This is a genomic window from Photorhabdus sp. RM96S (assembly GCF_042879335.1).
GTDB lineage: Bacteria > Pseudomonadota > Gammaproteobacteria > Enterobacterales > Enterobacteriaceae > Photorhabdus > Photorhabdus kayaii.
Genome location: NZ_JBHFKT010000030.1, coordinates 20,286 through 46,861 on the forward strand (window position 1 = coordinate 20,286; position 26,576 = coordinate 46,861).

Genomic DNA, 26,576 nt, shown 5'->3' on the forward strand with positions numbered 1-26,576 from the left:
TGCGGCGTCATATTATTTCCGCTTATTCTCTTGCCAACGCTTCGATTGGATCAAGACGAGCAGCATTACGGGCCGGCAGAAATCCAAATATCACCCCAATTGCGGTAGAACAGGCGAAAGCACTGAGTAAAGCAACAGGCTGGAAAACAAAACTCCAGCCAGGGAGCGCTAATTGAGCGATAAATGCAATCATATAAGAGAGTGCAATGCCCAAAACGCCACCAACCAGACAAACCAAAATAGCTTCTATCAGAAACTGCTGCATCACATCACTGGTTCTTGCGCCTACTGCCATACGGATGCCGATCTCTCTTGTACGTTCAGTTACTGAAACCAACATAATATTCATGACACCAATACCGCCAACTATCAGTGAAATAACCGCCACCAGCGTCAAAAACAGTTGTAAAGTATGGGCTGTTTTTTCCGCTGCTTTTACCATCATGTCCACGTTATAGGTAAAAACATCCTTTTTGCCGTGGCGCAAAGTGAGCAATTGAACTATCTTCTTTTCTATATCCTTAGAGTTATAATCATCCTTTATTCTGACAGTAATTGAATCCAGATAATGCCGGTTTATCAGACGGCTAGTCATCGTGCTATGAGGCAACCAGACATGCAATGATTTGCTACTGCCAAATGCAGCTCTCTTATCAGATATCACTCCCACAATTGTGGCCGGCATATTACCCACCAAAATCACCTCCCCAATCACCTTTTTCTGGTGAGGAAACAATTTACGCTGAGTATTTTTATCAATAACCACAACTTGCCCCTGACGGCGTATCATATCCAATGAAAACCCCATTCCCTGAGCAAAACGCAGAGCATAAACCTGAAAAAATTCATCACCAACGCCAGTCACTCTCGAAGCAACATCAATGTTCCCTTTACGAAGGCGCATTTGCCCCTCAATTTCTGGTGAAACCGCCAAAATATAGGGTTGCGCTTTAATCGCGTCTGCATCCTCTATTTTCAGCGCTTGCATACTGACCGGATCATCAAAGCCAAAATCTTCTCCCGGATAAATATCAATGGTGTTCGTCGCAATCTCTTTAATATCGGATAACACCGATGCCCTGGCCGCATCTCCGATAACCAAAATAGTCACGACAGAAGCAATACCAATGATGATCCCCAACATGGTCAGTAACGTTCGCATCTTGTTGGCAACCATCGCCCGCCATGCCATGAATAAAGCTTCATTAAACCGCCCAAGGGTCTGGCGTATCGAAGATATTTTTGATGTTAACGACGGAGTTTGAGTGACTTTTCTACCCCTTTGCGTGCCGGAATCACTCATAATATGACCATCCTTGATCTCAATAACCCGCTGTGCCTGCGCTGCGATTTTCGAATCATGAGTGACAATAATGACGGTATGCCCTTGTTCACACAGTTGTTTGAGGATCGACATCACCTCTTCGCCAGAATAGCTATCCAACGCTCCCGTTGGTTCGTCGGCCAAAATGACCTGACCACCGTTCATCAATGCCCTGGCGATACTGACCCTCTGCTGCTGTCCACCAGAGAGCTGCCCCGGACGATAGCAAATTCTCTCTTCAAGCCCCAAACGACCAAGTAATTCTATGGCTCTCTGGCGACGTACCGCTTTAGAGGCTCCTGAGTAGATAGCAGGAATTTCCACATTCTGTTCAGCAGTCAAATGAGTTAGCAAATGATAACGCTGAAAAATAAAGCCAAAATGTTCCCGCCTTAGTGCTGCCAGTTCATCATCACTCAGTTCAGCAACATTCTGTCCTGCAACCCGATATTCACCCTGACTGGGTTTATCAAGACAACCAAGAATATTCATCAGTGTCGATTTACCCGAACCTGACGCGCCGATAATGGCAACCATCTCACCGGCATGAATAGACAAGGTGACATCATCCAGTACTTTTACCTGCTGCTCACCAGCGGGATAGCTGCGCTCTATACCTTTCAGCTCAAGTAACGCATCCATTACTCATCCTCGACTTCTTCACTATGACCAGTGATCACCTGCTCATGTTCTTTCAGGCCAGATAGAATCTGTACATTTACATCATTGCGCACACCAATGGTCACTTCTCGTTTCTCTTCTTTATCGCCATTCAAGATATCCACCTCATAGCGAGTTGGCGTAATCTGTTTACCCAGAGCAGAGATCGGGATCATTAACACATCACGATGGGAATCAAGCTGAATTTTCACTTGGGCGGTCATTTGCAAACGCAAAAGTTGCTGAGGATTAGCTACCTCAAAACGGGCATAGAAGAAAATGGCATCATTAATCTTTTCTGGCGTCGGCAAAATATCCTTCAACACCCCTGGAAAATTTTTATCCGGTGCGCCTAATACAGTAAAAGAGGCTTTCTGGCCCGGTTTCAGGTAAATAACATCGGCCTCTGACACTTCCGCTTTTACCAACATCGTTCCCAGATCAGCCAACGTCAGAATAGTCGGGGCTTCCTGTGCCGCAATGACTGTTTGCCCCTGAAGGGTTTTGATATTGACAACGATACCATCCATTGGCGCGGTAATCCGGGTATATTGCAAATTAGTCTGAGCAGTATCAAGGCTGGCCTGATTTTTACTGATTTGAGCCAATAAAGTTTCTACCTTCGCTCTTTTTACTTCAACATCCGTTTTAGCCTGATCCAATTCCTGGAGTGAGACCGCCTGTACTTTTGCCAGATTGTTCTGACGCTGTAATGTCACCTGCGCCAATGCCAATTGTGCCTTGGCTTCTATCAAATAAGCACTCAATTCTTTGATCGTGGCTTCAACTTCTTTGACCTGGTTTTGCGCAGGTTTAGGATCAATCAATGCCAATAATTGGCCTTCTGTCACCTTATCACCCACTTCAACATACAAATTCTGCAACTGACCACTTACCTGTGCGCCCACATCCACTTTTCTGACCGCATCCAATTTCCCCGTTGCCAGTACATTTTTTTCCAAATCGCCTTTAATAATAGAGACTGTCTGATATTTAATCGCTTCTGGCCTATACAGAAAATATCCCAGAACCAATGTGATAACGGTCACAATAGCTAACAATACAACCCATCGACGTTTCGAACGAATAAAATTCATTTAAATATCACCATATTAAGCATTGGATTCAGAAAAATAGTAAAAACTTATTTCTTGCAATACCACGAAAACCTGAGATTTCCACTCATTCCAGATAGTTACCGTTCCCTTTACGTTTTATATCCACTGAAAGTTATTAATAACACACCCACCTTAAGAATAAAAAATTCTTTGAGCAACAATACATTTCACTCTATCCTGGCTATTCTCTTAATGTAAAAAAATTGTTATCTTTTATTTTTATAGTCTTTACAATCGATTTTTATACTGAATTTGGATAAAAAGACGTTAATCGTTTTAAAGGATGCTAATTATGTACTCTGGGCTGCTGATCATTCTTTTGCCGTTAACGCTAGGCTATCTTACCCATTTGAATAATAAGACACTGTTAAGTGCTGTTCATCACTTTCTTAACGCAATGGTCTATATCATCCTGTTTTTAATGGGAATCAGCCTGGCTTTGTTGGACGATTTAGGCCGTAACCTCTTCTCTATCTTTCAATATGCGATAACATTTTTTTTATGTATTTTTACTGCTAATATGCTAGCGTTATTCCTGCTTGAAAAACACGATCCTTGGATTATTAGTCCGCATAAACAGGAAAAACCCCCTTCCCGTTTACATATGATTTTTGAATCACTGAAATTATGTGGTGTACTGATTTTAGGTTTCCTATTTGGGCTCACTGGCTGGTCATGGCTGCACTTCTCCAATCATGCCAGTGAAATTGCCTTAATCGTTTTACTGTTGCTCGTCGGAATTCAATTACGTAATAACGGTATGAGCCTGAAACAGATATTGCTAAACCGCCGCGGTACCATTATTGCAATTGTCATTGCTGTCAGTGCGCTTACCGGCGGGGCTATCGCAGCACTTATTCTTGGGCTGCCAGTGAAAACAGGTTTAGCGTTGGCTTCCGGTTATGGTTGGTATTCCCTTTCTGGCATCTTACTTTCTGATGCTTACGGGCCGGTAATCGGTAGTGCTGCATTCTTTAATGACCTGGCACGCGAACTGGCAGCAATTATGCTAATTCCGATTCTAATCAATCGATATCGCTCAAGCGCTCTAGGATTAAGTGGTGCCACTTCGATGGATTTCACCTTGCCAGTATTACAACGGTGCGGGGGCGTCAGTATTGTTCCAGCAGCGATAGTTCACGGTTTCGTCCTGAGTTTGCTCGCACCTTTACTGATCGCATTCTTTACTTAACCAGAATTTGAGCCACAATAATACTTGATGTCATAAATAACCGTTCGGGCGTTTCATGGTCATAAATCGTCAACAGTGGTTACTTATCCTAATGCTGGCCCATTTGTGACCTATTCATCTTTTCGCAGTATGCCAATAGAATAAATAAGCCTTTGTTGACAAATTGCACTAAGGAGAGAATAGCGCACGTTAATCAGACATGTAATTGAAATATCAATTAATAATATTCTGTACATAAGATATTGCATAATTATGCTAACGGGTTTAGCATCGAACTAAATCACTGACTATTCAGAATTAAAGCATGAGTATTCAATTAAAAAGCATTGATTGCTATTACGGTATCCATCAGGCACTGTTTGATATTAATCTTGAGTGTTCTTCAGGGGAAACGATGGTTTTGCTAGGGCCAAGTGGCGCAGGTAAAAGTACATTGTTACGAGTACTAAACCTGCTGGAAATACCACGATCCGGCCAGTTGCATATTGCTAATCATCAATTCGATTTCGAACAAACACCAGGAACAAAGGAGATTCATTCTCTACGCCAGAATGTAGGTATGGTTTTTCAGCAATATCACTTGTGGCCACACCTTACTGTTATGGATAACCTGATCGAAGCGCCTTGTCGCGTACTGGGTTTATCCAAGCAACAAGCGCGGGAAAAAGCGGATAAGCTCCTTTCCCGTTTGCGCTTAGATGATTTTGCTGGCCGCTTCCCACAACATTTATCTGGTGGGCAACAGCAACGGGTTGCTATTGCACGAGCATTAATGATGGAACCCCAAGTTTTATTATTTGATGAACCAACGGCAGCGCTGGACCCAGAAATTACAGCACAGGTTGTCAATATCATCCATGAATTATCCGCTACGGGTATTACATAGATTATCGTTACCCATGAAGTGGAAATCGCCCGCAAGGCCGCAAGCCATGTCGTATATATGGAAAACGGCCACATTATAGAACAAGGTGATATCAGCCATTTTACGCAACCACAAACCAAAGCCTTTGCTAATTATCTATCACACTAACTATTAATAGGATATAGCGATGAAAAAACTACTTTTTGCAGCCCTCTTAGGCACAGTAGCTTTATCTGCAACCGCCACGGAAAAAGAGACCATTCGTTTTGCCACAGAAGCCACTTACCCTCCGTTTGAGTTCATCGATGCAAATAATAAAATTCAGGGTTTTGATGTCGATTTGGCCAATGCCATCTGTGAGAAAATCAATGCAACATGTACCTTCACTAACCAATCCTTTGACAGCCTGATCCCTAGCCTGAAATTCCGTCGCTTCGACGCTTTAGCCGCAGGTATTGATATTACCCCTGAACGCCAAAAGCAGGTTGATTTTACTAACACTTATTACGATAACTCCGCGGTTTTTATCTCCGTTAAAGGCAAAGTCTCCAACACCGCAGAGCTGAAAGGCAAACTTGTGGGTATCCAGAATGGTACAACTCACCAAAAATATCTGATGGAACAACGAAAAGAGATTAAAACCGTTCCTTATGACAGCTATCAAAATGCGATTCTGGATCTGAAAAATGGCCGTCTGGACGCCGTTTTCGGTGACACTGCCGTTGTTAACGAGTGGCTGAAAAAGAATGAAAACTTAAGTACCGTAGGTAACAAAGTCACTGACAAAAATTACTTTGGTATCGGCTTAGGTATTGCAGTTCGTAAGGGTAACAAAGATCTACAAGATAAGCTGAATAAAGCACTCGCTGACATCAAACGAGATGGTACTTATGACATCATTTATAAAAAATGGTTTAAATAAGTAGCCGAATCTCTATGAATGAATTCCAATCTCTAACAAGCGCCGCCGGCATCACCGTCGGCCTTGCCGTGTCTGCATTAGTGCTTGGTCTGATTTTAGCTATGCTATTTGCTGCTTGGGAATCAGCCCGTTGGAAACCCTTCGCCATACTTGGCACCTGTTGGGCCACTCTGTTCAGAGGATTGCCAGAAATTTTGGTCGTGCTGTTCGTTTACTTCGGCGCATCACAACTTCTCATGACACTGGCTGATGGCTTTGACATTAATCTTATCTTCTGGCACTCCAGAATTCAGATAGATATTCAAGACTTTTATGTCAGCCCATTCCTTTGTGGTGTCATTGCACTTTCCCTACTCTACTCTGCCTATGCATCCCAGACACTCCGTGGTGCGATAAAAGCCATTCCGGCCGGCCAATGGGAAGCCGGTCAAGCATTAGGTCTTGGTCGCGCTGAAATATTTTTCCGCCTGATCATGCCTCAAATGTGGCGACATGCTCTACCAGGGCTCGGTAACCAATGGTTAGTTTTGTTGAAAGATACCGCGCTGGTATCGCTTATCAGTGTGAATGATCTCATGCAACAAACCAAAAGTATTGCCACACGCACTCAGGAACCCTTTACCTGGTATATGATTGTGGCGCTTATCTATCTGGCTATCACTCTGATCAGTCAGTTTATTCTAAAGAAAATTGAGATGCATACCACTCGCTTTGATCGGAGTGCTCCCTGATGTTTGAGTATATTCAACAAATTTTACCAGGTCTGCAAACCAGTCTAAGCCTGACCGTCACAGCGCTTTTTGTTGCTTTCATGATGTCCGTCCTGTTCACTATGGTTCTGACCATGAAACTGCCAGTACTGACACAACTGGTAAAAACCTACATTACTCTGTTTACCGGTACGCCTTTGTTGGTACAGTTCTTTCTGATTTATTACGGGCCTGGGCAGTTTCCTTCCATAAAAGCGTACCCGTGGCTTTGGCAATTACTGTCTGAACCCTGGCTGTGCGCAATGGTAACGCTAGCGCTTAACAGTGCGGCATATTCTACTCTGCTATTCTATGGCGCAGTAAAGGCAATTCCTGCTGGTCAATGGCAATCCTGTCAAGCATTGGGCATGTCTAAAGCACAATCTATGCAGATCCTGCTGCCCTATGCTTTTAAACGGGCGTTATCTTCCTATTCCAACGAAGTTGTATTGATTTTCAAGAGTACTTCTCTCGCAAGTACTATTACTTTGCTGGAAGTAATGGGATACAGTCAGCTTCTATTTGGCCGCAATTATGATGTGATGGCTTTTATGGCCGCAGGGGTGATTTATCTATGTGTCAACGGTATCCTGACTTTGCTGATGCGGATGATTGAACGTCGTGCACTTGCTTTTGAGCGCCATGACTAAACGGGATAGGGCGTTCTCTTTTGGAACCCCATCCCCACACATCCTTTCGTTATTCAGTTATGATTTAATATCAATAACGCTAAAACTTCGTAATGTTCAGTATGAGGAAACATATCAAACAACTGTACCTTTTCTACACGATAGTTAGCTAGCGCAGCAATGTCTTTCGCCATTGTCTGAGCATTACAGCTTGAATAAAGAATATAATTCGTAGCCATTTTACTGAGATAATCGCACAACACCTTACCCATTCCCCGACGAGGCGGATTGACCAAAACCAATTGCGGAATTTGATCTTTTGCTACAGCAAAATGTGTTGAGTCCAAAGCTTGAAACTCGATGTTTTCCAAACCTAGTGTTTTCGCCGAATCGCGGGCACAATCAATGGCTTCTGAGCTGATTTCAATGCCGGTTAAACAGGTATTTTTATCTGCGCAATGCAGACCAAAACCCCCAACACCGCAGAATAGATCCCACATGCTACTGATTTTCAGTTCACGAACCCAACGCCCTGCTGTTGCATACAATTCAGAAGCCATTTTCGGGTTAGTTTGGAAAAAGCTATGTGGACGGATGTAAAGAGGAATGCCATTGAACTGTTCTTTCAGCGCCTTTTGTTCAGTAAACAGAATCTCTTTTTCCCCCTCCAAAATCGCCATATGGATTGGCTGAATATTGGCAGAGATCACCGTAAGCTGTGGCAATTGCTCACACAACCGAGGTAAAGCACGCTCCAGTTGAGCAATTTTTGTTTCAGAACGCAGTACAAAACGTAACATCATTTCACCGCTATGACGGCTTTCTGTCAGCAACAAATATTTCAGTTCACCCCGTTTACGAGCAACGTTATATGGCGTCAACCCGGCACAAGCAATGAACGATTTAACAACATCGAATACAGGCTGAAAATGCGCTGGATAGAGAGGACAATGACACAGATCAACCGCCGTGCCATCACGATACAACATGCCTAGCAATGGGCGTTCTACACTGCCACTGACGACCATTTTAGCTTTATTACGAAAGGCATCTTGTTGGCTGGCAATTGGAGGTAACCATTGCTTCACAATAGCTTGAGGTAATAACTGCTTTAAATTCTGCTGCTTATCTTCTAACTGCTGAGAATAGGGTTTTTCGAGCCACTGACAAGAGTGACAGTGCCCCGCAGAATAATGCGTACATTGCATTGTTGGATAACCGTGTTGAAAATATTAGTGCAAAGTAAAAGTCGGCGCCTTAGCAGAAACTTGTGATTCCTCTTCCTCTTCAATGTCACTCTCGATTTCGATATCACGATTAATATACAACAAGTTATTACTGTGAATTTCAAAAATCACTCCCGCAATCTGCTCTTCGCTTTGTTGCAAGAAATGAGAAAACTGGGAAAAAGTCAGCCCGGCTGAAACAAGGAAAGATTGGCACACCACCAATTTCGGTAGGTTTTCATCCTGAATATCAAGAAAAGCCTTGATTGTCAGCGAACTGGCATTAATCTGGCTTAGATTAGCCATCAAAGGAATAATGGCGGTTGGTTTAACTTCAGCCAACGCAGAAAACAAGATTACATTGTCCAACAGATCAATTTTAGCATCAAATAAACCATCAATATTCTGCATATGAGGTAGATGCAGCGCCTGGCATGAATCGCACTCAAAGTAGGAAATTTTGAGCTGATCCAACCACTCACGCAATACTGATAAGTCAGGAATGACAAGTGAACTCATCTAACAACCCCATACAACGGAAAATGAAAAAGCGCTATAGCTTACGAAATAATTCTTTATCGCGCCATCACCAATAACTGATAAATTATTTTTACTTACCGTTATCACTACCTTCTACCTTATTTTTGCTCTCTTTTTTATGATCAACATGATCAACTCCCAAAAAAGAGAGACCATACACTGCACGCCAAATGATATTAACCGCAGCAGGAACCAAACAACCTATGCCGATGAAAATCATAACAACATGTGCTTCTGGCGTCATTAGTAAATCTGTTAAGATGACAATATCATTAATAGTCAAATATGACAGGATTAAGCACAAAATTCCGACAATTTCTAGCAGAATAACCTGTTTTGGCATATCTGCCAATGAACTCATATTGCCTTGATGACTTTTCATCGCATCCTCTCTTAACAACCTGATGCTACATTATACTACCGGAAACACTGTTACCAAAATTGGTATGATGAATTAAAGCAAAAGGCAATTTCTGCTTTTTTTTACCGATCGATACAGGCATAGTAGCTATCAAATAAGCATGAGTAACACATCAAACCGCATTACTTTAATATAACCAAGAGGAGTTTATATGTTTACTGTGATTTTCGGTCGTCCTGGCTGCCCGTACTGTGTCCGCGCGAAAGAGCTGGCAGAACGACTGAAAGAGCAGCGTGATGACTTTGACTTCCGTTATGTTGATATTCACGCAGAAGGTATCGCTAAAGCTGATCTGGAAAAAACGGTTGGTAAACCCGTAGAAACTGTCCCGCAAATTTTTGTTGATGAGAAACATATCGGTGGCTGCACTGACTTCGAAGCGTATGTAAAAGAACACCAATTACTACAATAATCGAACTTCCTGTTTTACTTTCGCTGCGGTAAAAACCGCCATTGATTATTCGTCACAGTGGTCTCGGTTGATTTGTGCAAAAAATGTTATTTTCATCAAATTGAAAAAAATCTGTTTTTTTTCTTATCACGAAGAACTTTTTTGCCAAACCGTAGTCTGAATTAATGCCACTGCTTTTCTTTGATATCCCCATATTGAGGAACCCGATAGTTAATCCACTTTGGTTCAAGACTATCGGGTTTTTTTATTGCCTGAAAAGTATACCGTTCATAAACACATAACCGATTCTACAGATGATCAACCTATCAACCACCGATACTATCAACGCGCTGATCTAGAGATTATCATCATAAATATCAATGAATTGATTAGTTTTTGTCAGGATGACTGCCAAATATTCCCTTGGTGGAAATATAAACCAAAAATAAATAACACCAACAATTAAGAGAATTACGCTTTACTCTCAGGTCAGCCAACTTTACTCTCTTGCGTCCGACTATCATGATATACATAAGTGACTATATGTGAGGCCCGATTTGTTAGAACAAATAAATCATGATCTGTTTACCTTTTTCAATGCTACGCCTGAATCATCACCAGCCATGATTGCAATAGCGACGTTCATTGCAAAATACCTGGTTATTATTTTCCCTCTAATATTGGCTAGTTTCTGGTTCTGGGGTTCAGAGCGTACTCGCCCTTATCATCGGGTTATCGTCAGTAAAACCACCATTGCCTTCTGTTTTGCTATGCTAACCTCATACTGTATCGGTTTACTCTGCCCTCACGACCGCCCTTTTGCAGAAGGTTTTGGTTATAACTTTCTTCCTCACGCGCCAACAACCTCATTCCCAAGTCATCATGGAACAACCGTCTTCACTTTCGCTTTATCCTTTTTATTCTGGTATAGGATTTGGCCGGGCTTATGCATGATGGCAATTGCACTGGCAATTGCATGGGCCAGAGTCTATTTAGGCGTTCACTGGCCGATGGATATGGTCGGGGCATTTATCGTCAGCCTAATGGGATGCACTTTTGCACAAATAATATGGAGCCTGTCTGGTGAACGTTTACAAAAAAGATTGAACAGTCTGTACCAGCATTGCTGCGCTTTTCCTATCCGTAAAGGATGGATAAAAAGCTAGCAACATAAATGCAACTTAGCGACTTAAGATAAACGAACGCTATTTCAACCAAAGTCTTTTTATTAGAAATTATTGGCTAATTTTACATACCAAAATGGACATGAGTTAACCAGCAGGGTAATATCCTGTACCCTATTTAGCATTTATTTGCGCTTAAATTCAACTCAACGATTTTCATATAAATCAATAAATCTATGCCCTATGGATTTCAAGATGCATCGCGACGGCAAGGGAGTGAATCCCCGGGAGCATAGATAACTATGTGACCGGGGTGAGCGAGTGCAGCCAACAAAGAGGCAACTTGAAAGATGACGGGTATATATAAATCACTATGTAAATAGATATATAACGAAAGAGATTATTAAAACTTGATCAAAGAATGGCTAGCACATCTTTCATTCATATTATTGGTGCTATTAATCTATTATTCTGATTTTATCTATATCTTTCACAAAGATACAAGCATTACATAAGAGATATCTATTTTAAAATCTGGTAAAAAATTGATATTTATCAATTTATTAACCATTCACTCTATTTGCCATTTTTATTCATTAATATGTAAATAAATAGACAGGAAATAACAAAAACATAAGAGAATAATAAGAGTTGAATAATGGGCAAATTGAGGTTACAATTTGAACTTATTAAAATTCGCAATATTTAGGCAACAATTACACTAAATCTCGTAGCATGATGACTTTTCGAGATATATTCTGCATTTGAGACTATGATCACGGTACTATTCACTAAAAATCGCTATCTTTCCACTATCAAAAGTCTGGTCTTAAAATTTCCAGACTTTCTTTCAAAAAAGAAAGTAAAGCGAAAATTTTGGCTTGTTAATTTAAAGTCCAATTTTCGAACAAGATGTTAATGTGGTAATAAAAACGTTTAAATAACCACCAGAGATATTTAAAAAATTTATTTTTTATAAAGAAAGAATTAGACCACATGTATTTGCATTTATTGCATACTTGCGGCATTGTAATTTCATTTTTTAATTTACCGCGTTATTCTCGGAGATAACTATGGATATGACTCAAACAGGTACGATCGCATCACAGGCGACCAGCCCAAGCGATTATAAAACCTGGCGTAAATCAGATACAGTATGGATGCTTGGTTTATATGGTACTGCGATTGGTGCCGGTGTATTATTCTTACCCATCAATGCCGGTATTGGTGGCCTACTACCTCTTTTGGTGATGGCGCTACTGGCTTTCCCAATGACTTTCTTCGCCCACCGCGGGATGTGTCGTTTCGTTCTATCCGGTAAAAACCCTGGCGAAGATATTACCGAAGTCGTAGAAGAACACTTTGGCAGCCTGGCAGGTAAACTTATCACCCTGCTCTACTTCTTCGCTATCTACCCGATTCTCTTAGTTTACAGCGTTGCTATTACCAACACCGTAGACAGCTTTATTGTTCACCAATTACATTTGCCATCACCTCCCCGTGCTCTGCTGGCTCTGATCCTAATTATTGGTGTAATGACCATCATCCGTTTCGGTGAACAGGCTATTGTTAAAGCAATGAGCGTGCTGGTATTCCCATTTGTTGCCGTTTTGATGCTACTGGCGTTTTATCTGATCCCTAACTGGAATACCACAATCTTCGAAAACATCAGCGTTTCTGCATCGAGTGCAAGTCATGGGCTACTCATCACTCTATGGCTAGCGATCCCAGTAATGGTGTTCTCCTTCAACCACTCGCCAATTATCTCGGCGTTTGCTGTGGCAAAACGTGGAGAATATGGTGAAAATGCTGAGAAAAAATGCTCCCGCATTCTGGCTTACGCCCATATCATGATGGTTGTAACCGTGATGTTCTTCGTATTCAGCTGCGTATTGAGCCTGTCTCCAGAAAATCTGGCAGAAGCCAAAGCACAAAATATTTCTATTCTGTCTTATCTGGCTAACCACTTTAATACACCCGTGATTGCCTACATTGCTCCGTTTATTGCATTCATAGCAATTACCAAATCTTTCCTTGGTCATTATCTGGGTGCACGTGAAGGTTTTAATGGTATCGTGGTTAAGGCATTGCGTGACCAAGGTAAAACTATTGAGCCTAAAAAGCTGAATCGTATCACGTCCATTTTCATGTTAGTAACGACTTGGATTGTCGCTACTCTGAATCCAAGTATTTTGGAAATGATCGAAAGATTAGGTGGTCCTATTATCGCAATGTTGCTGTTCCTTATGCCAATGTATGCAATCAGCAAAGTTCCTGCAATGCGCAAATATAGCGGCAAGCTGAGTAATCTGTTTATCGTCTTTATGGGGTTAGTTGCTATCTCTGCTGTCCTCTACTCACTGTTTGCATAATAAATATTTGGTTGCTGTTCTCTTCAAGCGGGCAGCAACCGAATAATGACATGAGCTAGCTAGCGGAAAAATTCAAACTACACGACCCACTTCACCCAATCCCCCTGCTGTTCATCATATTGCCACAAATCGTCTTCGTTAAAATATCCCCGTTCGTCTATTGGTACCTCCTGCTGTTCTTCTTCGTCCCATTGTTGCCACAACTTATCTGTCAGGATATAAGGCGTCTTGGTCGCAATCTCTCCAGTAAAAGGAAACCCATAGCCAGTCTCCTCAAGACGGATAAACTTGGCATCGGTAGAAATATTAGAGATAACTACAGCCTCAGTTGCTGAAGGAAAGAGAATATAACCATTAATCAGCGGGAAATATCGGGGCAAACCCGGCTTATACGGTGGTGGAATGATATCAACGGCGTTCCACATAAGAAGATAATCTAGCCCCTCATCGTTATTAGGCCCCATTGGATAACCTTGGTAAAAATAACGATTATGAATTGAATAATTACCCGTCAATACATATGCAATATAAAAATAGTAACTAATCAGATCTACTTCTTCTGTTCTAAACGTACCGAATATTGAATGTAAAGGAAATGTTCCCATGCCACCAAGGAGACCAAGAACCTCATACTGTTCATCATGACCATATTGATCAATATATTTTCCCGTCTTGATTTTCGACACCTGCATATCTGTCAAAATATTATCTCGTCCATTACTTGGATTAAATCTATACCCAATGGATTTCAAGATGCATCGCGACGGCAAGGGAGCGAATCCCCGGGAGCATAGATAACTATGTGACCGGGGTGAGTGAGTGCAGCCAACAAAGAGGCAACTTGAAAGATAACGGGTATATATCGGCCATAAAGAAAGTGCAGACTATCCTCATAAATGTAAGTAAATTGCTCCTGATTAAGCTTATGGAGAGGATTAGGTTTATCCGTCCACCGTTTGTCATCACCTAAATTATTGCGATTTCCAAAACGGATAGAAAGCGCTAACGGATCAAGATATGACATATAACCTCCTTTTCATCATAGAATAATGAATTCTAATTATTTTATTTCTAATAACATTAATTTATTGATAAATATAAAATCACTCTAACACAATTTAACCTTAATATTGAAATAGTTAGTTACATTGCTATTTTATGCACTATTGATTTTTTTAAATAATAGACGAACACTTCATAAAAAAAAGTTTTTTTTATAAAAAACACATGTAATATCTCATTTAAATTAATAATTATATAAATTTCAAACAAATAAATTAACCATGTTTATTTACAACAATCAAAAATATAATTTAAAATTTTAATTATCAAACTAATCATTCAAAACAAATAAATTTTCAATTATATTTTAATTTAATACAATTATATACAATGTGAAAAAATCCAGTTACTTTATATTTCTCATATCAACAATCTACTTTCCATTTTTTAATAAAATGACTCCATATATCAGATAATTACATTATTTTTTCAAATTTATTTGACAACCTATAAATGGCACCTATAGTTATATGTGTTAGAGAAAATGTTATATGCCAATTAAAAACGTTAGCTGTCCTATATTTTTAGCGCAAAAAAATTTCTTATGTAGATTGCTTTTATAGTAGAAGTACCAACCACCTTATATTTCTCAAACAGACGGTTTTCCGTTCTTTATTCTGAGATAATATAGGCTTATTTACCAATTAATTACATTATATTTTGGAGTTTATATTATGATTAATGACATGCATCCTTCTTTAATTAAAGATACTAATATAGTAGATGACGTAATGCTACGTAGCTGTAAAATCATTGCAATGAAAGTTATGCCAGACAAAGTTATGCAAGTTATGGTGACTGTATTAATGCATGATGGCACATGTGAAGAAATGCTTTTGAAATGGAATCTGCTAGACAATAGAGGCATGGCGATTTATAAAGTCCTGATGGAAGCGCTTTGCGCTAAGAAAGATGTGAAAATAGGCACCGTAGGAAAAGTTGGTCCTCTCGGTTGCGATTACATTAATTGCGTAGAAATCTCTATGTAAAATAATTGCTTGTTGAAATGCTTGGGCCAAATAATAGACTCCTAATAGAAACTCAATTTGATTGAAGCGATCTCATTGATCGCAAAATACAGTACTGTTGTGATAGGAACTTGGCACAACATTTCTCTGGTATAATGAAGCTGACTTTTATAACAGCACATTCTACCCTATCTAAGGCAGAGCGTAATATTAACGTTCTGCCTGCAATAGTTACATTTAATAAAAAAAGAAACTCATAAAATAACAGAAAACAAATTTTCAAAAAATTAAAATTAATTAACTTAGTTATCTATTTCACACAAAAATATCAATATATCATTATTAAAATTTAATTTCACTCAAAAAAATTTCTTTTAGAAATTATTTTAATAATAGCACATACCATCTATTCAATCTTTAAAAACAGGGTAGAACAACATCTCTTTATTTCACCCCGTAAATACTTAACAACATATACCCGTCATCTTTCAAGTTGCCTCTTTGTTGGCTGCACTCACTCACCCCGGTCACATCGTTATCTATGCTCCCGGGGATTCGTTCCCTTGCCGTCGCGATCCATCTTGAAATCCATTGGGTATAGATAATTACATCAATAATATTTACACATTGTAATTGTCAATAAAATATTATTGACCTAGGTATTATTAAATCTTAAATAGATTTAAATAAATTAATTTCAAAGCTTGCAGTCATATATATCCATGCGAAATACTATAGGATAAGAATAATTTCATAATGTTTTATTTAAATATCAACTAGAAAATTAAAATTTAAATCATTCACCACATACTGCCAGTACGCTTCAATTCCTGCCACCCCTTCCTTATCCATACTCTATTAATAAGAACATCCTGCATAAATAATTCCCGCTGGAACGGATTGTAATTTCTCCATTTCAACGACAGAAAATAAATATCAATATTATTTTTTGATTAGAGTGATGCATTTGATTATTATAACCATTTAGAGGAAATATATTATTGGCGAATTTTTAACAGCATCAATAATTATATAATACAGATAAACTTTTAATATAGATTACAATTACAAATTACCTTATATTTCTTCGGCGGACAAATGACTGCTCCGTACATTTTAGTAAAAAATTCTCTTTTTCAATTACGTTAAATTAAAAGGTTAACACGATGAACTATACAAATCCTTCTTCTAATGAAGTGGTAACAGAAAATAAGCCTGAACAAACTTCTCCAAACCCTAATTACTATTTCGCTGTTGGTACAGTAACTTCAATTCAGGCTGCACCTGATCAAAACCAATTGCAAGTGACTGTCACTATGCAATTCCCTAACGGCAAATTTAACTATTTGTTATGGTGGAATGCTCAGGACTACAGAGGTGCAGCACTGTATCATCTTCTTCTGAGCGCTTGCAGTAATAACAAACGTGTAAATATAACTTCCTCATCAGCGGTTTCTCCTGGTGGTTACAATTATATTTACAACGCAACATTACTGGCTTCTTAAGATAAAGTCATAAATTGCTAAATAGCTCCACCTAATTCCTTATTGTTACAATAGAAATTGAGTGTAGTATTTCTCTGGTAGAACAAAGCTGATGTTGAGTAAAAGCTAAAAAATATTTTCTACCAGTTACTCCCTTCTCCAGGCAGAACCTTAATCACAAGGTTCTGCCTGTTCTAACAACACCGCTTTAAATTCACGATAATTAATAAATAATATCTTATTTCAATAATGCTATTTCGGTGTCATTAATCTATATTCAATGAATTTAAAAATCATTTAAAATAGAAAATAAAAACCTATTTTCTCTCACTCATTACTCTTCATAATAGATGATAAAATGTCAGAAGAAAGCCAACGTATTAAAAAGCCATCCTCAGGTTATGCAACAGATCATTTCTACGATGGAGCATGGCATAGGGCCGTCAAATCTGTTGAGGGCAGTGTTGAATTTTTTGATGTTTACGATGTTATCTTTGAGGGGATTACTTACCAATCTCCACCAATCTTAGTTTCTGAGAACCTCATTATTGTTCCCATAGCAAAAGATGAAGTTGCCTGGAACAGTAAAATAGAAATATATGGCGCTATTGGCACTGGAGAAAGCGAAAAGATTTTTTCTGACGGTGATGCTGTCCGACCCTTTGCCGGTGAACTTGATGTTTCAAATCCTCAGGAACCTCTTGTTATTTTCGGCGGAGGCAATGTTAGTCGTTTTCCCAATTATACAGCCAGCGTCAATGGGGTTGAATATGGCGATTTAACAGGATTCGCTACTAGCTATGAACTCCGATATGAAGGAACATCAATCCGAAACTATCGAGGTTTATCACCTACGCATATTCGTTACGAAAATATCGGCCATCATGTAGAACTGAGATCGAATTATGGGCTTACTGGCAAGATAAACCTGGTGGTATTTTGTTATTCAAAGGCCGGTATAACGGATCTGCTGTAAAAAATAGCAAACGTTGCTCTCTAGATGGAAAAAAATAAGTGTAAAACGTGCGCGGCAAAATGCCGCGCCCTAAATCAGAAAGAATATAACTTCACCCAACCTGCCACATAAACCTTATATTGACGTCAAATCAACCAAAAATCGCCTTAAACCAACCACTAACTTTCATCACAATCAAATCCCAAATACGGCTAAAAAAGTTACCTTCCTCTACCACTTCTTTCACCACCAAAGGACGTTGTTCAATGACCTTATCCCCTAATTGGAAGTTAATCACACCCACAACCTGATTTTTCGTCAAAGGCGCTGTTAATGGCGTCTGATTTAATATGTAACTGGCTTTCAAATTTTTTAACTGCCCACGAGGAATAGTGATCGCCGCGTCTTTTTCTACGCCGAGAGCAACATCTGAACGCTTGCCATACCAAACCTTTTCTGAAACAAACGGCTCACTAACTTTAATAGGGGTTACCGTTTCATAAAAACGGAATCCCCATGCAAGTAATTTTTCACTTTCAGCAAAACGAACCCGATCACTTGGCGCACCTAACACTACAGAAATCAGCCGCATAGATCCCTCTGTCGCTGAAGCAACCAGATTATAACCGGCGCCGCTGGTATATCCTGTTTTCACACCATCGACATTCATATTTTTATTCCATAACAATCGGTTACGGTTAAGCTGTTGGATTTTATTGAAGGTAAATATTTTCTCTTTATGCAAGGCATACTCATCAGGAACATCACGGATCATCGCCTGACTCAATACCGCCATATCACGAGCAGTACTAAATTGGCCCTCAGCATCCAATCCATGAACTGTACGAAAATGGGTGTTAGTCAACCCAAGGGCTTTTGCATAATTGTTCATCAGACTAACAAATACATCCTGACTGCCCGCCACATAATCAGCCAAAGCGATGCTGGCATCATTACCAGATTGAATAACAACACCACGATTCAGATCGATCACTTTTACCCTGTCATCGGGTTTAAGAAACATGAGCGAAGAACCTTTCAGTATGGGATTTCCCGTCGCCCAAGCATCTTTTCCCACAGTAACGACATCTTCCGACGTAATTTTTCCTGCTTTTATCGCCTGACCGACAACATAACTGGTCATAATTTTTGTCAGACTGGCTGGATCAAGCCGCTCATCGGGATTACCCTCAGCCAGAATTTTACCGCTGTCATAATCCATTAACACATAAGCTCTAGCGTCCACGGGTGGAACAACAGGTTCATCCGATGCATAAACACGAGCACTTACCATTGATGCCACTGTCAGCACCGCAATCACACATTTCATCGTCATCGCCAGACTTTTCTTCATCATCGTTCCCCTTTACTTAATAAGAAAAAATGTCAAATTCTTATACCCTATGGATTTCAAGATGCATCGCGGCAGCAAGGGAGCAAATCCCCGGGAGCATAGATAACTATGTGGCCGGGGTGAGTGAGTGCAGCCAACAAAGAAGCAACTTGAAAGATGACGGGTATATTAATATAAAATGTTGTACGACAAGAAACCAACATAAACAGTGTAAAGATTGTGCTGATCATGGGTTTTCATTTAATCTGATAAAAGTTATTGGTAACAAATAGACGATTTTCTTATCATCCCGATTCAAGGAGAAACTCATGCTGACCATTTGGGGCCGTAAAAACTCTTCCAATGTAAAAAAAGTGCTCTGGTGTCTGAAAGAACTTGGTGTACCGTATAATCAAGTAGATATTGGCAGTAAATTTGGCGAACTGGATGACCCGCAATATCTAAAAATGAATCCGAATGGAAAAATCCCTTGTTTACAGGAAGGCGATTTTATCTTGTGGGAATCTAACGCAATTGTTCGTTATCTTGCAGCAAAATTTGGTAAAGAGGTACTTTATCCACAAGACCTACAGGAAAGAGCAAATGCAGATAAATGGATGGATTGGGTTGGTTCACATCTGTTTCCTCATATCAGGCAATTCGTGATAGGTTTTATTCGTACACCCGAAGCAGAACGGGATCAAAAGCAAATAGAACAGACCCTGGCTGAAATCGAGAAGCTGATGAAAATGGTTGAGAATACTCTGGCAGAACAGAAATATCTTTCCGGCGATAAATTTGGCATGGCGGATATTGCATTAGGGCCTATGATTTATCCTTGGCTTAATATTCCAATCAAACGCCCCTCTCTGCCAAATATTGAACGCTGGTATCAATTAATGGCAGAAAGACCAGCGTTCAAAGAAATTGTCATGATTGAGTTAAGTTGAAAAAAAATCAGCTCATTGGCATCCATCTGGGATCAGGATATTGATACTTAAATCCTAATTCCTGACAAATACGGCTGCCATCAACAATTCTGCTTCTCACCTGAGTTTCTTTTCTGGAAAACTCAGGTGGAACTAAATCAAGCTGATTACTGGCCTTAGGGTAAAATTCAGCCTTGGTTGGGTGAACAGGCGCACATAAATTATAAATATGCCCACCTTCAGTCCTCTGAATTAATAGGTTAATGGCTGAAATAACATCATCCTGATGAACTAAATTGACCGGCTGATTACCCCCTTTAACTTCCTTTTTTCCCGCCAGAAAACGTCCAGCATGACGGCCACTGCCGACCAAACCAGCTAAACGTAAAATATCAACGGAAATATTTGGCAGTTTATGCAACCAATTCTCTAATTCAACCAATGCCTGAGCTGACGATGTTTCAGGATAAAAAGGCGCATCCTCATTGAGATTGCCAGCAACAAAACCATAAACAGAAGTAGAACTGGTGAAAATAATCCTTGGCACAGAGTATGAAAGAGCAGTATCGACAATTAACTGAACTGCCCTAACATAGTTATAACTGCCACCCGCAGTGTGGCTTGCCGGTAAAGTGATGATCAGTACATCGGCTACCATCAGTTGCTCTAAATCATCAAGCGCGCAATTGATCTGAGGTTCCAGTTGTAACAAATAACATTCGATACCAGACATACGTGCTGCCTCTACACCATCTGGCGTCGTTTTGCTGCCAACAACCTGCATACCACTGCGACTCAATGCTTTGGCTAATGGCATCCCCAACCAACCCAGACCGATAATGGAAACTTTTTTCATCACCACTCCTTCTATGCCTGATATTATTTTGATTATGCAAACAATTCGAACATTAAGCCACTGTTATTATTGATCCTATATTTCTCCCATAGGAGAGAATATTTCAAGTAAAAACAAAACATTATTATGAGATAAATTTATTGTTAAAAAAATAGATTGCTTTTAGGCTGTCAAATCGTATAGGTTGAATAGCAAGCAAAAAATTTAACCTCTGTTGGTCAGTGAATAAAAGTAACCGGCAGTAAACAGTCCGCAATCATAAACAAAGAGAAACCATTATGATCCGCATTCAATTTAGCCATTACCACCATCATCATCCTGATTAGTCTTTCAGGCGATTGTGTGCTGGAAGACGTTTAGCGGGTCTTCCGGTGGCATGAATGCGATAAAAACCCTCGGAAGGTTCCTTCCGAGGGTTTTTTTATGTTTCCGATTTTAAGTGGGGATAAAAATGTTAGATAAATCACATTTACGTATCGCAATGCAGAAATCAGGCCGATTAAGCGAAGATTCACGAGAATTACTGGCTCGCTGTGGCATTAAAATCAATCTGCAACAACAGCGCCTAATTGCATTCGCAGAAAATATGCCCATTGATATCTTGCGGGTACGCGATGACGATATTCCAGGGCTGGTTATGGATGGCGTTGTCGATCTGGGTATTATCGGTGAAAATGTGCTGGAAGAAGCGCTATTAAGCCGTCGCGCTCAAGGAGAAGATCCTCGTTATTTCACTTTACGCCGCCTTGATTTCGGTACTTGTCGCCTTTCACTGGCCGCGCCTCTAGACTACAACTACACCGGCGTCGAATGTTTACAAAATGCCCGTATCGCAACCTCTTACCCTCACCTACTAAAACGTTATCTCGATCAGAAAAAAATCCACTTTAAATCCTGTCTGCTAAATGGCTCAGTTGAAGTTGCTCCCCGCGCTGGGTTAGCCGATGCCATCTGTGATCTGGTTTCAACTGGCGCAACACTGGAAGCGAATGGTCTGCGGGAAGTAGAAATTATCTACCGTTCCAAGGCTTGTCTTATTCAACGTGATGGTGAAATGCCCGCCGATAAACAGCAATTGATTGAGAAACTGCTGACCCGCATTCAAGGGGTAATTCAGGCCCGTGAATCCAAATACATCATGTTGCACGCACCAAGCGCAAAACTTGAAGAAGTGATTGCTCTGCTACCAGGGGCGGAACGTCCAACGATTCTACCGCTGGCGGGGGATCAAAACCGCGTTGCCATGCATATGGTAAGCAGTGAAACACTGTTTTGGGAAACGATGGAGAAGCTTAAATCCCTTGGCGCCAGCTCCATTTTAGTCTTGCCGATTGAAAAGATGATGGAGTAAACGAAAATGACTGACCATTTCGATACCCTGATCCGTTGGCAGGAATGTCATGATGAACAGCAAAACGCTTTACTGACACGCCCTGCAATTTCAGCTTCCGTAGAAATCTCCCATACCGTGGAACACATTCTGCATGCGGTAAAAGAGTCTGGCGATCACACTCTGCGTGAATTTAGCCGCCGTTTCGACAAAACGGTTATTAAAAATATCCGTATTTCGCCGGAAGAGATCGCCGCCGCGGAAAACAGCCTGAATGACGACATTAAACAGGCAATGAAACAGGCAATGAATAATATTCGCGTTTTCCACGAAGCGCAGAAGCCTATAAAGATCGAAGTAGAAACCCAACCTGGGGTCTATTGTCAACAAGTAACACGGCCTATCGATTCTGTCGGGCTCTATATCCCCGGAGGTTCTGCACCATTACTTTCTACCGTTTTGATGCTCGGAATACCTGCACAAATAGCGGGTTGCCATAAAGTTGTACTTTGTTCCCCGCCACCGATTGCCAATGAAATTCTCTATGCAGCCACACTGTGTGGAATTACGGAAATATTCCAGATTGGTGGTGCTCAAGCCATTGCTGCTATGGCATTCGGAACAGAATCCATCCCCAAAGTAGATAAGATTTTTGGTCCAGGTAACGCTTATGTTACCGAAGCCAAAAGACAAGTTAGTCAGCACGTAGATGGTGCCGCCATTGATATGCCTGCTGGCCCATCGGAACTGCTTATTATCGCCGATGCGGGAGCAAACCCCATCTTTGTGGCTGCCGATTTACTCTCACAAGCAGAACATGGTCCTGACTCACAAGTGATATTGGTTACACCTGATGAAGCGTTAGCCAGAAAAGTGATAGCGGAAATCGAAAAACAGCTTACCCTGCTTTCCCGCAATCAAATTGCCACCAAGGCATTAGCGCACAGCAGAATTATTGTGACAACAAGCCTGCAACAGTGTGTGGAAATCAGCAACCGCTATGGCCCAGAACACCTGATTATTCAAACTCGCCAACCAGAACAACTGGTTGAAAAAATCACGAGCGCCGGTTCTATTTTCCTCGGTGACTGGTCGCCGGAATCTGCGGGAGATTACGCATCAGGAACCAATCACGTATTACCAACTTATGGCTACACCTCAACCTATTCCAGCCTTGGTCTGGCGGATTTCCTAAAGCGTATGACAATTCAACAACTGACGCCGCAAGGGCTGCTGAACCTATCTCAGACCATTGAAACACTGGCGCAAGCAGAACAACTGACCGCTCATAAAAACGCTGTCACTTTACGTGTGGCGGCGCTGAATATTGCCGGTCAAGGCGTGAATATGAATAACATTTTTGATGCCAACCGGTTGGCACGAGAAAATATCCGCAAATTAACCCCTTATATGTCTGCTCGTCGCCTTGGCGGCAAGGGTGATGTTTGGTTGAATGCCAATGAATACCCACTAGCACCTAATTTCCAATGCACTGAGCAAACATTAAACCGTTATCCTGACTGCCAGCCAGCCTCGGTTATCCGCCGTTATGCCGCCTATGCCGGCTTACAACCTGAGCAAGTACTAGCCTGTCGTGGTGCTGATGAATCCATTGAACTTCTAATCCGCGTATTTTGTGAACCCGGACAAGATATGGTGCTGTTTTGCCCTCCGACTTATGGTATGTACAGTGTCAGCGCTGAAACTTTTGGTGTCGAACAAAAGAAAATTGCCACACTGGAAAATTGGCAACTGGATATCGAAGCGATCGAAAATAACCTCGACCGGGTAAAATTAATCTATATCTGTAGCCCTAATAACCCAACAGGAAACGCAATTAATCCTGATTCATTGCGTAAAATTCTGGAACTAACCGCCAATCGTGCAATTGTCACTATCGATGAAGCCTATATTGAATTCTGCCCGGAAAATAGTATCGCAAGCTGGCTAAAAAACTATCCAAATTTAGTCATTTTGCGAACCCTCTCGAAAGCTTTTGCTTTAGCCGGTCTGCGCTGTGGATTTACTCTCGCATCTGTGGATATCATCACTCTATTGTTAAAAGTGATTGCACCTTACCCGCTTTCCACGCCTGTTGCAGATATTGCAGCACAGGCACTGACAGCAGAAAGTATCGCAATTATGCAAAAACGTGTCGTTGAGATCAGGGAAAACCGCAATGACTTGCAACAGGCGCTGAATAAATTAGCCATCGTAGAAAAAGTATTCCCCAGTGAAACCAACTATATATTGGTGAAATTCTATGACGCAGAAACTGTTTTCAAAACATTATGGCATCAGGGCATCATCCTGCGCGACCAACGCAAACAGCCCGGTTTAGAGGGTTGCCTGCGGATCACCATCGGCAGCCGTAAAGAGTGTGAGCGAGTGGTTGAAGCCATCAGCGCCCTTTCCACTGTAAATGAACAACCAAAGGAGATAGCAAACTGATGAACCAGAAACTCCTGTTTATTGATCGGGACGGTACGCTGATCACTGAACCGCCAACAGATTTTCAAGTTGATCGTCTGGATAAACTGGCACTGGAAACCGAGGTTATTCCTGCTCTGCTTGCCCTGCAAAAATCGGGGTTCAGGCTGATTATGATCACTAATCAGGATGGTCTTGGCACAGATAGTTTTCCATTAGAACAATTTGAACCGCCACATAACCTGATGATGCAGATTTTCAGTTCTCAAGGCATCCATTTTGATGAAGTTTTAATCTGCCCTCACAAGCCAGAAGAGAACTGTCATTGCCGTAAGCCAAAAATAAAACTGGTGGAAAAATATCTAACAGAAGGCTTGATGGATACCGCGAACAGCTATGTGATTGGTGACCGGGAAACCGATCTGCAACTGGCCAAAAATATGGGCATTCAGGGGTTACGTTATCATCCGAAAAACCTTGGCTGGTTCGCTATCTGTGAACAACTAACCCGTCAAGACCGTCACGCTCATGTTCAACGTATCACTAAAGAGACATCCATCAACATTGACGTTTGGCTTGATCATGAAGGTAGCAGCGATATCAATACCGGTGTCGGGTTCTTTGACCATATGTTGGATCAGATTGCTACCCACGGTGGTTTCCGCATGCATGTTCAGGTTAAAGGCGATCTCTGTATTGATGATCACCATACCGTTGAGGATACCGGTCTGGCATTGGGGGAAGCATTGAAACTGGCTTTGGGAGATAAACGGGGCATCTGTCGCTTTGGTTTTGTGTTGCCAATGGATGAATGCCTTGCCCGCTGTGCTCTCGATATTTCTGGTCGCCCTCATCTGGAATATAAAGCTGAATTCAAACACCAGCGGGTGGGTGATCTGAGCACTGAAATGATTGAGCACTTCTTTCGTTCACTCTCTTATGCAATGGCCTGTACACTGCATCTGAAAACGAAAGGCAGCAACGATCATCACAGAGCAGAAAGCCTGTTTAAAGCCTTTGGCCGAACACTACGTCAGGCAATTCGGGTAGAAGGCGATACATTGCCAAGTTCCAAAGGGGTTCTGTGATGAAAGTTGTCATTCTTGATACTGGCTGCGCTAACTTGTCATCGGTAGCTTATGCCATCCGAAAATTAGGCTATCAACCTGAAATCAGTCAGGAAACAGCAACGATCCTGGCAGCAGATAAACTACTTTTACCTGGTGTCGGCACTGCCAGTGCTGCAATGGATCAATTGAAACAACGGGAACTTATACCGTTAATTAAAGTACTCAGCCAACCTGTGTTAGGTATTTGCCTTGGCATGCAGCTATTCGCTGCCACCAGCGAAGAAAGCGATAATGTTGCAGGTAATAATGTCACCCTACTCGAAGTTATGGCTTCCCCCGTCCAAAAAATGGCTACGCATGGGCTTCCATTACCACACATGGGCTGGAACCAAGTTCTGCCAAAAGCCGGGCACCCGCTATTCCGTGGTATTGAAGACCATGCCTATTTTTATTTTGTCCATAGCTACGCGATCCCGCTGAATACCTACACCATTGCGCAAACTGAATATGGCAATATTTTCAGCAGCGCAATCGCCAAAGATAACTTCTTCGGCGTACAGTTTCACCCTGAACGTTCCGGTGCTGCCGGAGCCAGACTATTAAAGAATTTTCTGGAGATGTAGGCA

General features: G+C 41.1%; 26 protein-coding genes, 2 pseudogenes and 1 other annotated feature. Of the genes and pseudogenes, 20 read left to right on the forward strand and 8 right to left on the reverse strand.

All coding sequences use genetic code 11. The features are described 5' to 3' along the window. Positions 1–22 precede the first annotated feature (22 nt). Complete coding sequence (gene macB, locus ACGF49_RS17220; RefSeq protein WP_228901130.1) at positions 23–1,966, reverse strand: macrolide ABC transporter ATP-binding protein/permease MacB; 1,944 nt, start codon at positions 1,964–1,966, stop codon at positions 23–25. Next, positions 1,966–3,081: a macrolide transporter subunit MacA gene (macA, locus tag ACGF49_RS17225; RefSeq protein WP_113042219.1), complete on the reverse strand. Its 1,116-nt coding sequence runs from the start codon at positions 3,079–3,081 to the stop codon at positions 1,966–1,968. Before macA ends, macB begins: the two co-directional genes overlap by 1 nt. Positions 3,082–3,394: 313 nt before the next feature. Between macA and ACGF49_RS17230 the strand changes: the two genes are divergently transcribed. The 5 genes and pseudogenes from ACGF49_RS17230 (at position 3,395) to artM (ending at position 7,480) form a co-directional block, all read left to right on the forward strand. After that, a complete protein-coding gene (locus ACGF49_RS17230) occupies positions 3,395–4,294 on the forward strand; it encodes a lysine exporter LysO family protein (protein ID WP_228901132.1) in 900 nt (299 codons plus the stop codon). A gap of 304 nt (positions 4,295–4,598) precedes the next feature. Beyond that, positions 4,599–5,327, forward strand: a pseudogene (artP, locus tag ACGF49_RS17235) (arginine ABC transporter ATP-binding protein ArtP). A gap of 19 nt (positions 5,328–5,346) precedes the next feature. Next, a complete protein-coding gene (gene artJ, locus ACGF49_RS17240) occupies positions 5,347–6,081 on the forward strand; it encodes an arginine ABC transporter substrate-binding protein (RefSeq protein ID WP_113042216.1) in 735 nt (244 codons plus the stop codon). Positions 6,082–6,095: 14 nt separating this feature from the next. Then, positions 6,096–6,812 (forward strand): arginine ABC transporter permease ArtQ, encoded by a 717-nt coding sequence (artQ, locus tag ACGF49_RS17245; protein ID WP_387492042.1) that lies wholly within the window; start codon positions 6,096–6,098, stop codon positions 6,810–6,812. After that, positions 6,812–7,480, forward strand: coding sequence for an arginine ABC transporter permease ArtM (gene artM, locus ACGF49_RS17250; RefSeq protein WP_113042214.1), 669 nt, complete (start codon positions 6,812–6,814; stop codon positions 7,478–7,480). Before artQ ends, artM begins: the two co-directional genes overlap by 1 nt. Before the next feature lie 53 nt (positions 7,481–7,533). On the opposite strand, the gene rlmC is transcribed toward artM, so the two are convergent. From rlmC to ACGF49_RS17265, 3 genes are all read right to left on the reverse strand, one after another. Further along, positions 7,534–8,667, reverse strand: a complete 1,134-nt coding sequence (gene rlmC / locus ACGF49_RS17255; protein WP_387492046.1) for a 23S rRNA (uracil(747)-C(5))-methyltransferase RlmC — start codon at positions 8,665–8,667, stop codon at positions 7,534–7,536. A gap of 24 nt (positions 8,668–8,691) precedes the next feature. Then, on the reverse strand, positions 8,692–9,204 hold the full coding sequence (locus ACGF49_RS17260; protein ID WP_113042212.1) for a YbjN domain-containing protein: 513 nt from the start codon (positions 9,202–9,204) through the stop codon (positions 8,692–8,694). 91 nt (positions 9,205–9,295) lie between these two features. Then, positions 9,296–9,607 (reverse strand): YbjC family protein, encoded by a 312-nt coding sequence (locus ACGF49_RS17265; protein WP_113042211.1) that lies wholly within the window; start codon positions 9,605–9,607, stop codon positions 9,296–9,298. Between the two features lie 190 nt (positions 9,608–9,797). Between ACGF49_RS17265 and ACGF49_RS17270 the strand changes: the two genes are divergently transcribed. From ACGF49_RS17270 to ACGF49_RS17280, 3 genes are all read left to right on the forward strand, one after another. Further along, a complete protein-coding gene (locus tag ACGF49_RS17270; protein WP_113042210.1) occupies positions 9,798–10,058 on the forward strand; it encodes a GrxA family glutaredoxin in 261 nt (86 codons plus the stop codon). Between the two features lie 536 nt (positions 10,059–10,594). After that, positions 10,595–11,203: an undecaprenyl-diphosphate phosphatase gene (gene ybjG / locus ACGF49_RS17275; RefSeq protein WP_113042233.1), complete on the forward strand. Its 609-nt coding sequence runs from the start codon at positions 10,595–10,597 to the stop codon at positions 11,201–11,203. Positions 11,204–12,234: 1,031 nt separating this feature from the next. After that, the gene (locus tag ACGF49_RS17280) at positions 12,235–13,533 is read left to right on the forward strand and encodes an HAAAP family serine/threonine permease (RefSeq protein ID WP_113042209.1); all 1,299 of its coding nucleotides are present in this window, start codon (positions 12,235–12,237) and stop codon (positions 13,531–13,533) included. A 77-nt stretch (positions 13,534–13,610) separates the two neighbouring features. On the opposite strand, the gene ACGF49_RS17285 is transcribed toward ACGF49_RS17280, so the two are convergent. Further along, entirely contained in the window at positions 13,611–14,219 is a 609-nt protein-coding gene (locus tag ACGF49_RS17285) for a hypothetical protein (RefSeq protein ID WP_146748091.1), read from the reverse strand. A gap of 116 nt (positions 14,220–14,335) precedes the next feature. Here ACGF49_RS17285 and ACGF49_RS17290 point away from each other — a divergent pair, with 116 nt between their 5' ends. The 4 genes from ACGF49_RS17290 (at position 14,336) to ACGF49_RS17305 (ending at position 18,023) form a co-directional block, all read left to right on the forward strand. Beyond that, positions 14,336–14,503 carry a hypothetical protein gene (locus ACGF49_RS17290; protein ID WP_158536552.1) on the forward strand — a complete coding sequence of 56 codons (168 nt, stop codon included), beginning with the start codon at positions 14,336–14,338 and terminating at the stop codon, positions 14,501–14,503. Between the two features lie 766 nt (positions 14,504–15,269). Next, positions 15,270–15,584: a Cro/Cl family transcriptional regulator gene (locus ACGF49_RS17295; protein ID WP_112894822.1), complete on the forward strand. Its 315-nt coding sequence runs from the start codon at positions 15,270–15,272 to the stop codon at positions 15,582–15,584. A gap of 1,145 nt (positions 15,585–16,729) precedes the next feature. Beyond that, positions 16,730–17,068 (forward strand): hypothetical protein, encoded by a 339-nt coding sequence (locus ACGF49_RS17300; RefSeq protein ID WP_113042206.1) that lies wholly within the window; start codon positions 16,730–16,732, stop codon positions 17,066–17,068. Between the two features lie 337 nt (positions 17,069–17,405). Continuing rightward, positions 17,406–18,023, forward strand: coding sequence for a hypothetical protein (locus ACGF49_RS17305; protein WP_387492052.1), 618 nt, complete (start codon positions 17,406–17,408; stop codon positions 18,021–18,023). A gap of 130 nt (positions 18,024–18,153) precedes the next feature. On the opposite strand, the gene ACGF49_RS17310 is transcribed toward ACGF49_RS17305, so the two are convergent. Continuing rightward, the gene (locus ACGF49_RS17310) at positions 18,154–19,359 is read right to left on the reverse strand and encodes a serine hydrolase (protein ID WP_271858666.1); all 1,206 of its coding nucleotides are present in this window, start codon (positions 19,357–19,359) and stop codon (positions 18,154–18,156) included. Between the two features lie 26 nt (positions 19,360–19,385). Here ACGF49_RS17310 and ACGF49_RS17315 point away from each other — a divergent pair, with 26 nt between their 5' ends. Together ACGF49_RS17315 and ACGF49_RS17320 are read left to right on the forward strand one after the other, a co-directional pair. Then, entirely contained in the window at positions 19,386–19,628 is a 243-nt protein-coding gene (locus tag ACGF49_RS17315; protein WP_387492054.1) for a hypothetical protein, read from the forward strand. Between the two features lie 36 nt (positions 19,629–19,664). Then, positions 19,665–20,285, forward strand: coding sequence for a glutathione S-transferase family protein (locus tag ACGF49_RS17320; RefSeq protein WP_113042204.1), 621 nt, complete (start codon positions 19,665–19,667; stop codon positions 20,283–20,285). A 7-nt stretch (positions 20,286–20,292) separates the two neighbouring features. Here ACGF49_RS17320 and ACGF49_RS17325 read toward each other — a convergent pair whose 3' ends face one another. Next, on the reverse strand, positions 20,293–21,120 hold the full coding sequence (locus ACGF49_RS17325) for an SDR family oxidoreductase (protein WP_113042203.1): 828 nt from the start codon (positions 21,118–21,120) through the stop codon (positions 20,293–20,295). A gap of 278 nt (positions 21,121–21,398) precedes the next feature. On the opposite strand from ACGF49_RS17325, the gene hisL reads away from it, so the two are divergent. The 6 genes and pseudogenes from hisL (at position 21,399) to hisH (ending at position 26,573) form a co-directional block, all read left to right on the forward strand. Next, entirely contained in the window at positions 21,399–21,446 is a 48-nt protein-coding gene (gene hisL / locus ACGF49_RS17330; protein WP_109791964.1) for a his operon leader peptide, read from the forward strand. After that, positions 21,422–21,545: a sequence feature (His leader region), on the forward strand. (Overlaps the previous gene by 25 nt.) Positions 21,546–21,571: 26 nt before the next feature. Next, the gene (hisG, locus tag ACGF49_RS17335) at positions 21,572–22,471 is read left to right on the forward strand and encodes an ATP phosphoribosyltransferase (RefSeq protein ID WP_113042202.1); all 900 of its coding nucleotides are present in this window, start codon (positions 21,572–21,574) and stop codon (positions 22,469–22,471) included. Between the two features lie 6 nt (positions 22,472–22,477). Next, positions 22,478–23,797: pseudogene (hisD, locus tag ACGF49_RS17340) on the forward strand (histidinol dehydrogenase); the annotation flags it as partial. Further along, on the forward strand, positions 23,798–24,901 hold the full coding sequence (gene hisC, locus ACGF49_RS17345) for a histidinol-phosphate transaminase (protein ID WP_223121427.1): 1,104 nt from the start codon (positions 23,798–23,800) through the stop codon (positions 24,899–24,901). Continuing rightward, positions 24,901–25,968, forward strand: coding sequence for a bifunctional histidinol-phosphatase/imidazoleglycerol-phosphate dehydratase HisB (hisB, locus tag ACGF49_RS17350; protein ID WP_113042201.1), 1,068 nt, complete (start codon positions 24,901–24,903; stop codon positions 25,966–25,968). Before hisC ends, hisB begins: the two co-directional genes overlap by 1 nt. Further along, positions 25,968–26,573: an imidazole glycerol phosphate synthase subunit HisH gene (gene hisH / locus ACGF49_RS17355; RefSeq protein ID WP_113042200.1), complete on the forward strand. Its 606-nt coding sequence runs from the start codon at positions 25,968–25,970 to the stop codon at positions 26,571–26,573. Before hisB ends, hisH begins: the two co-directional genes overlap by 1 nt. Positions 26,574–26,576: the final 3 nt, after the last annotated feature.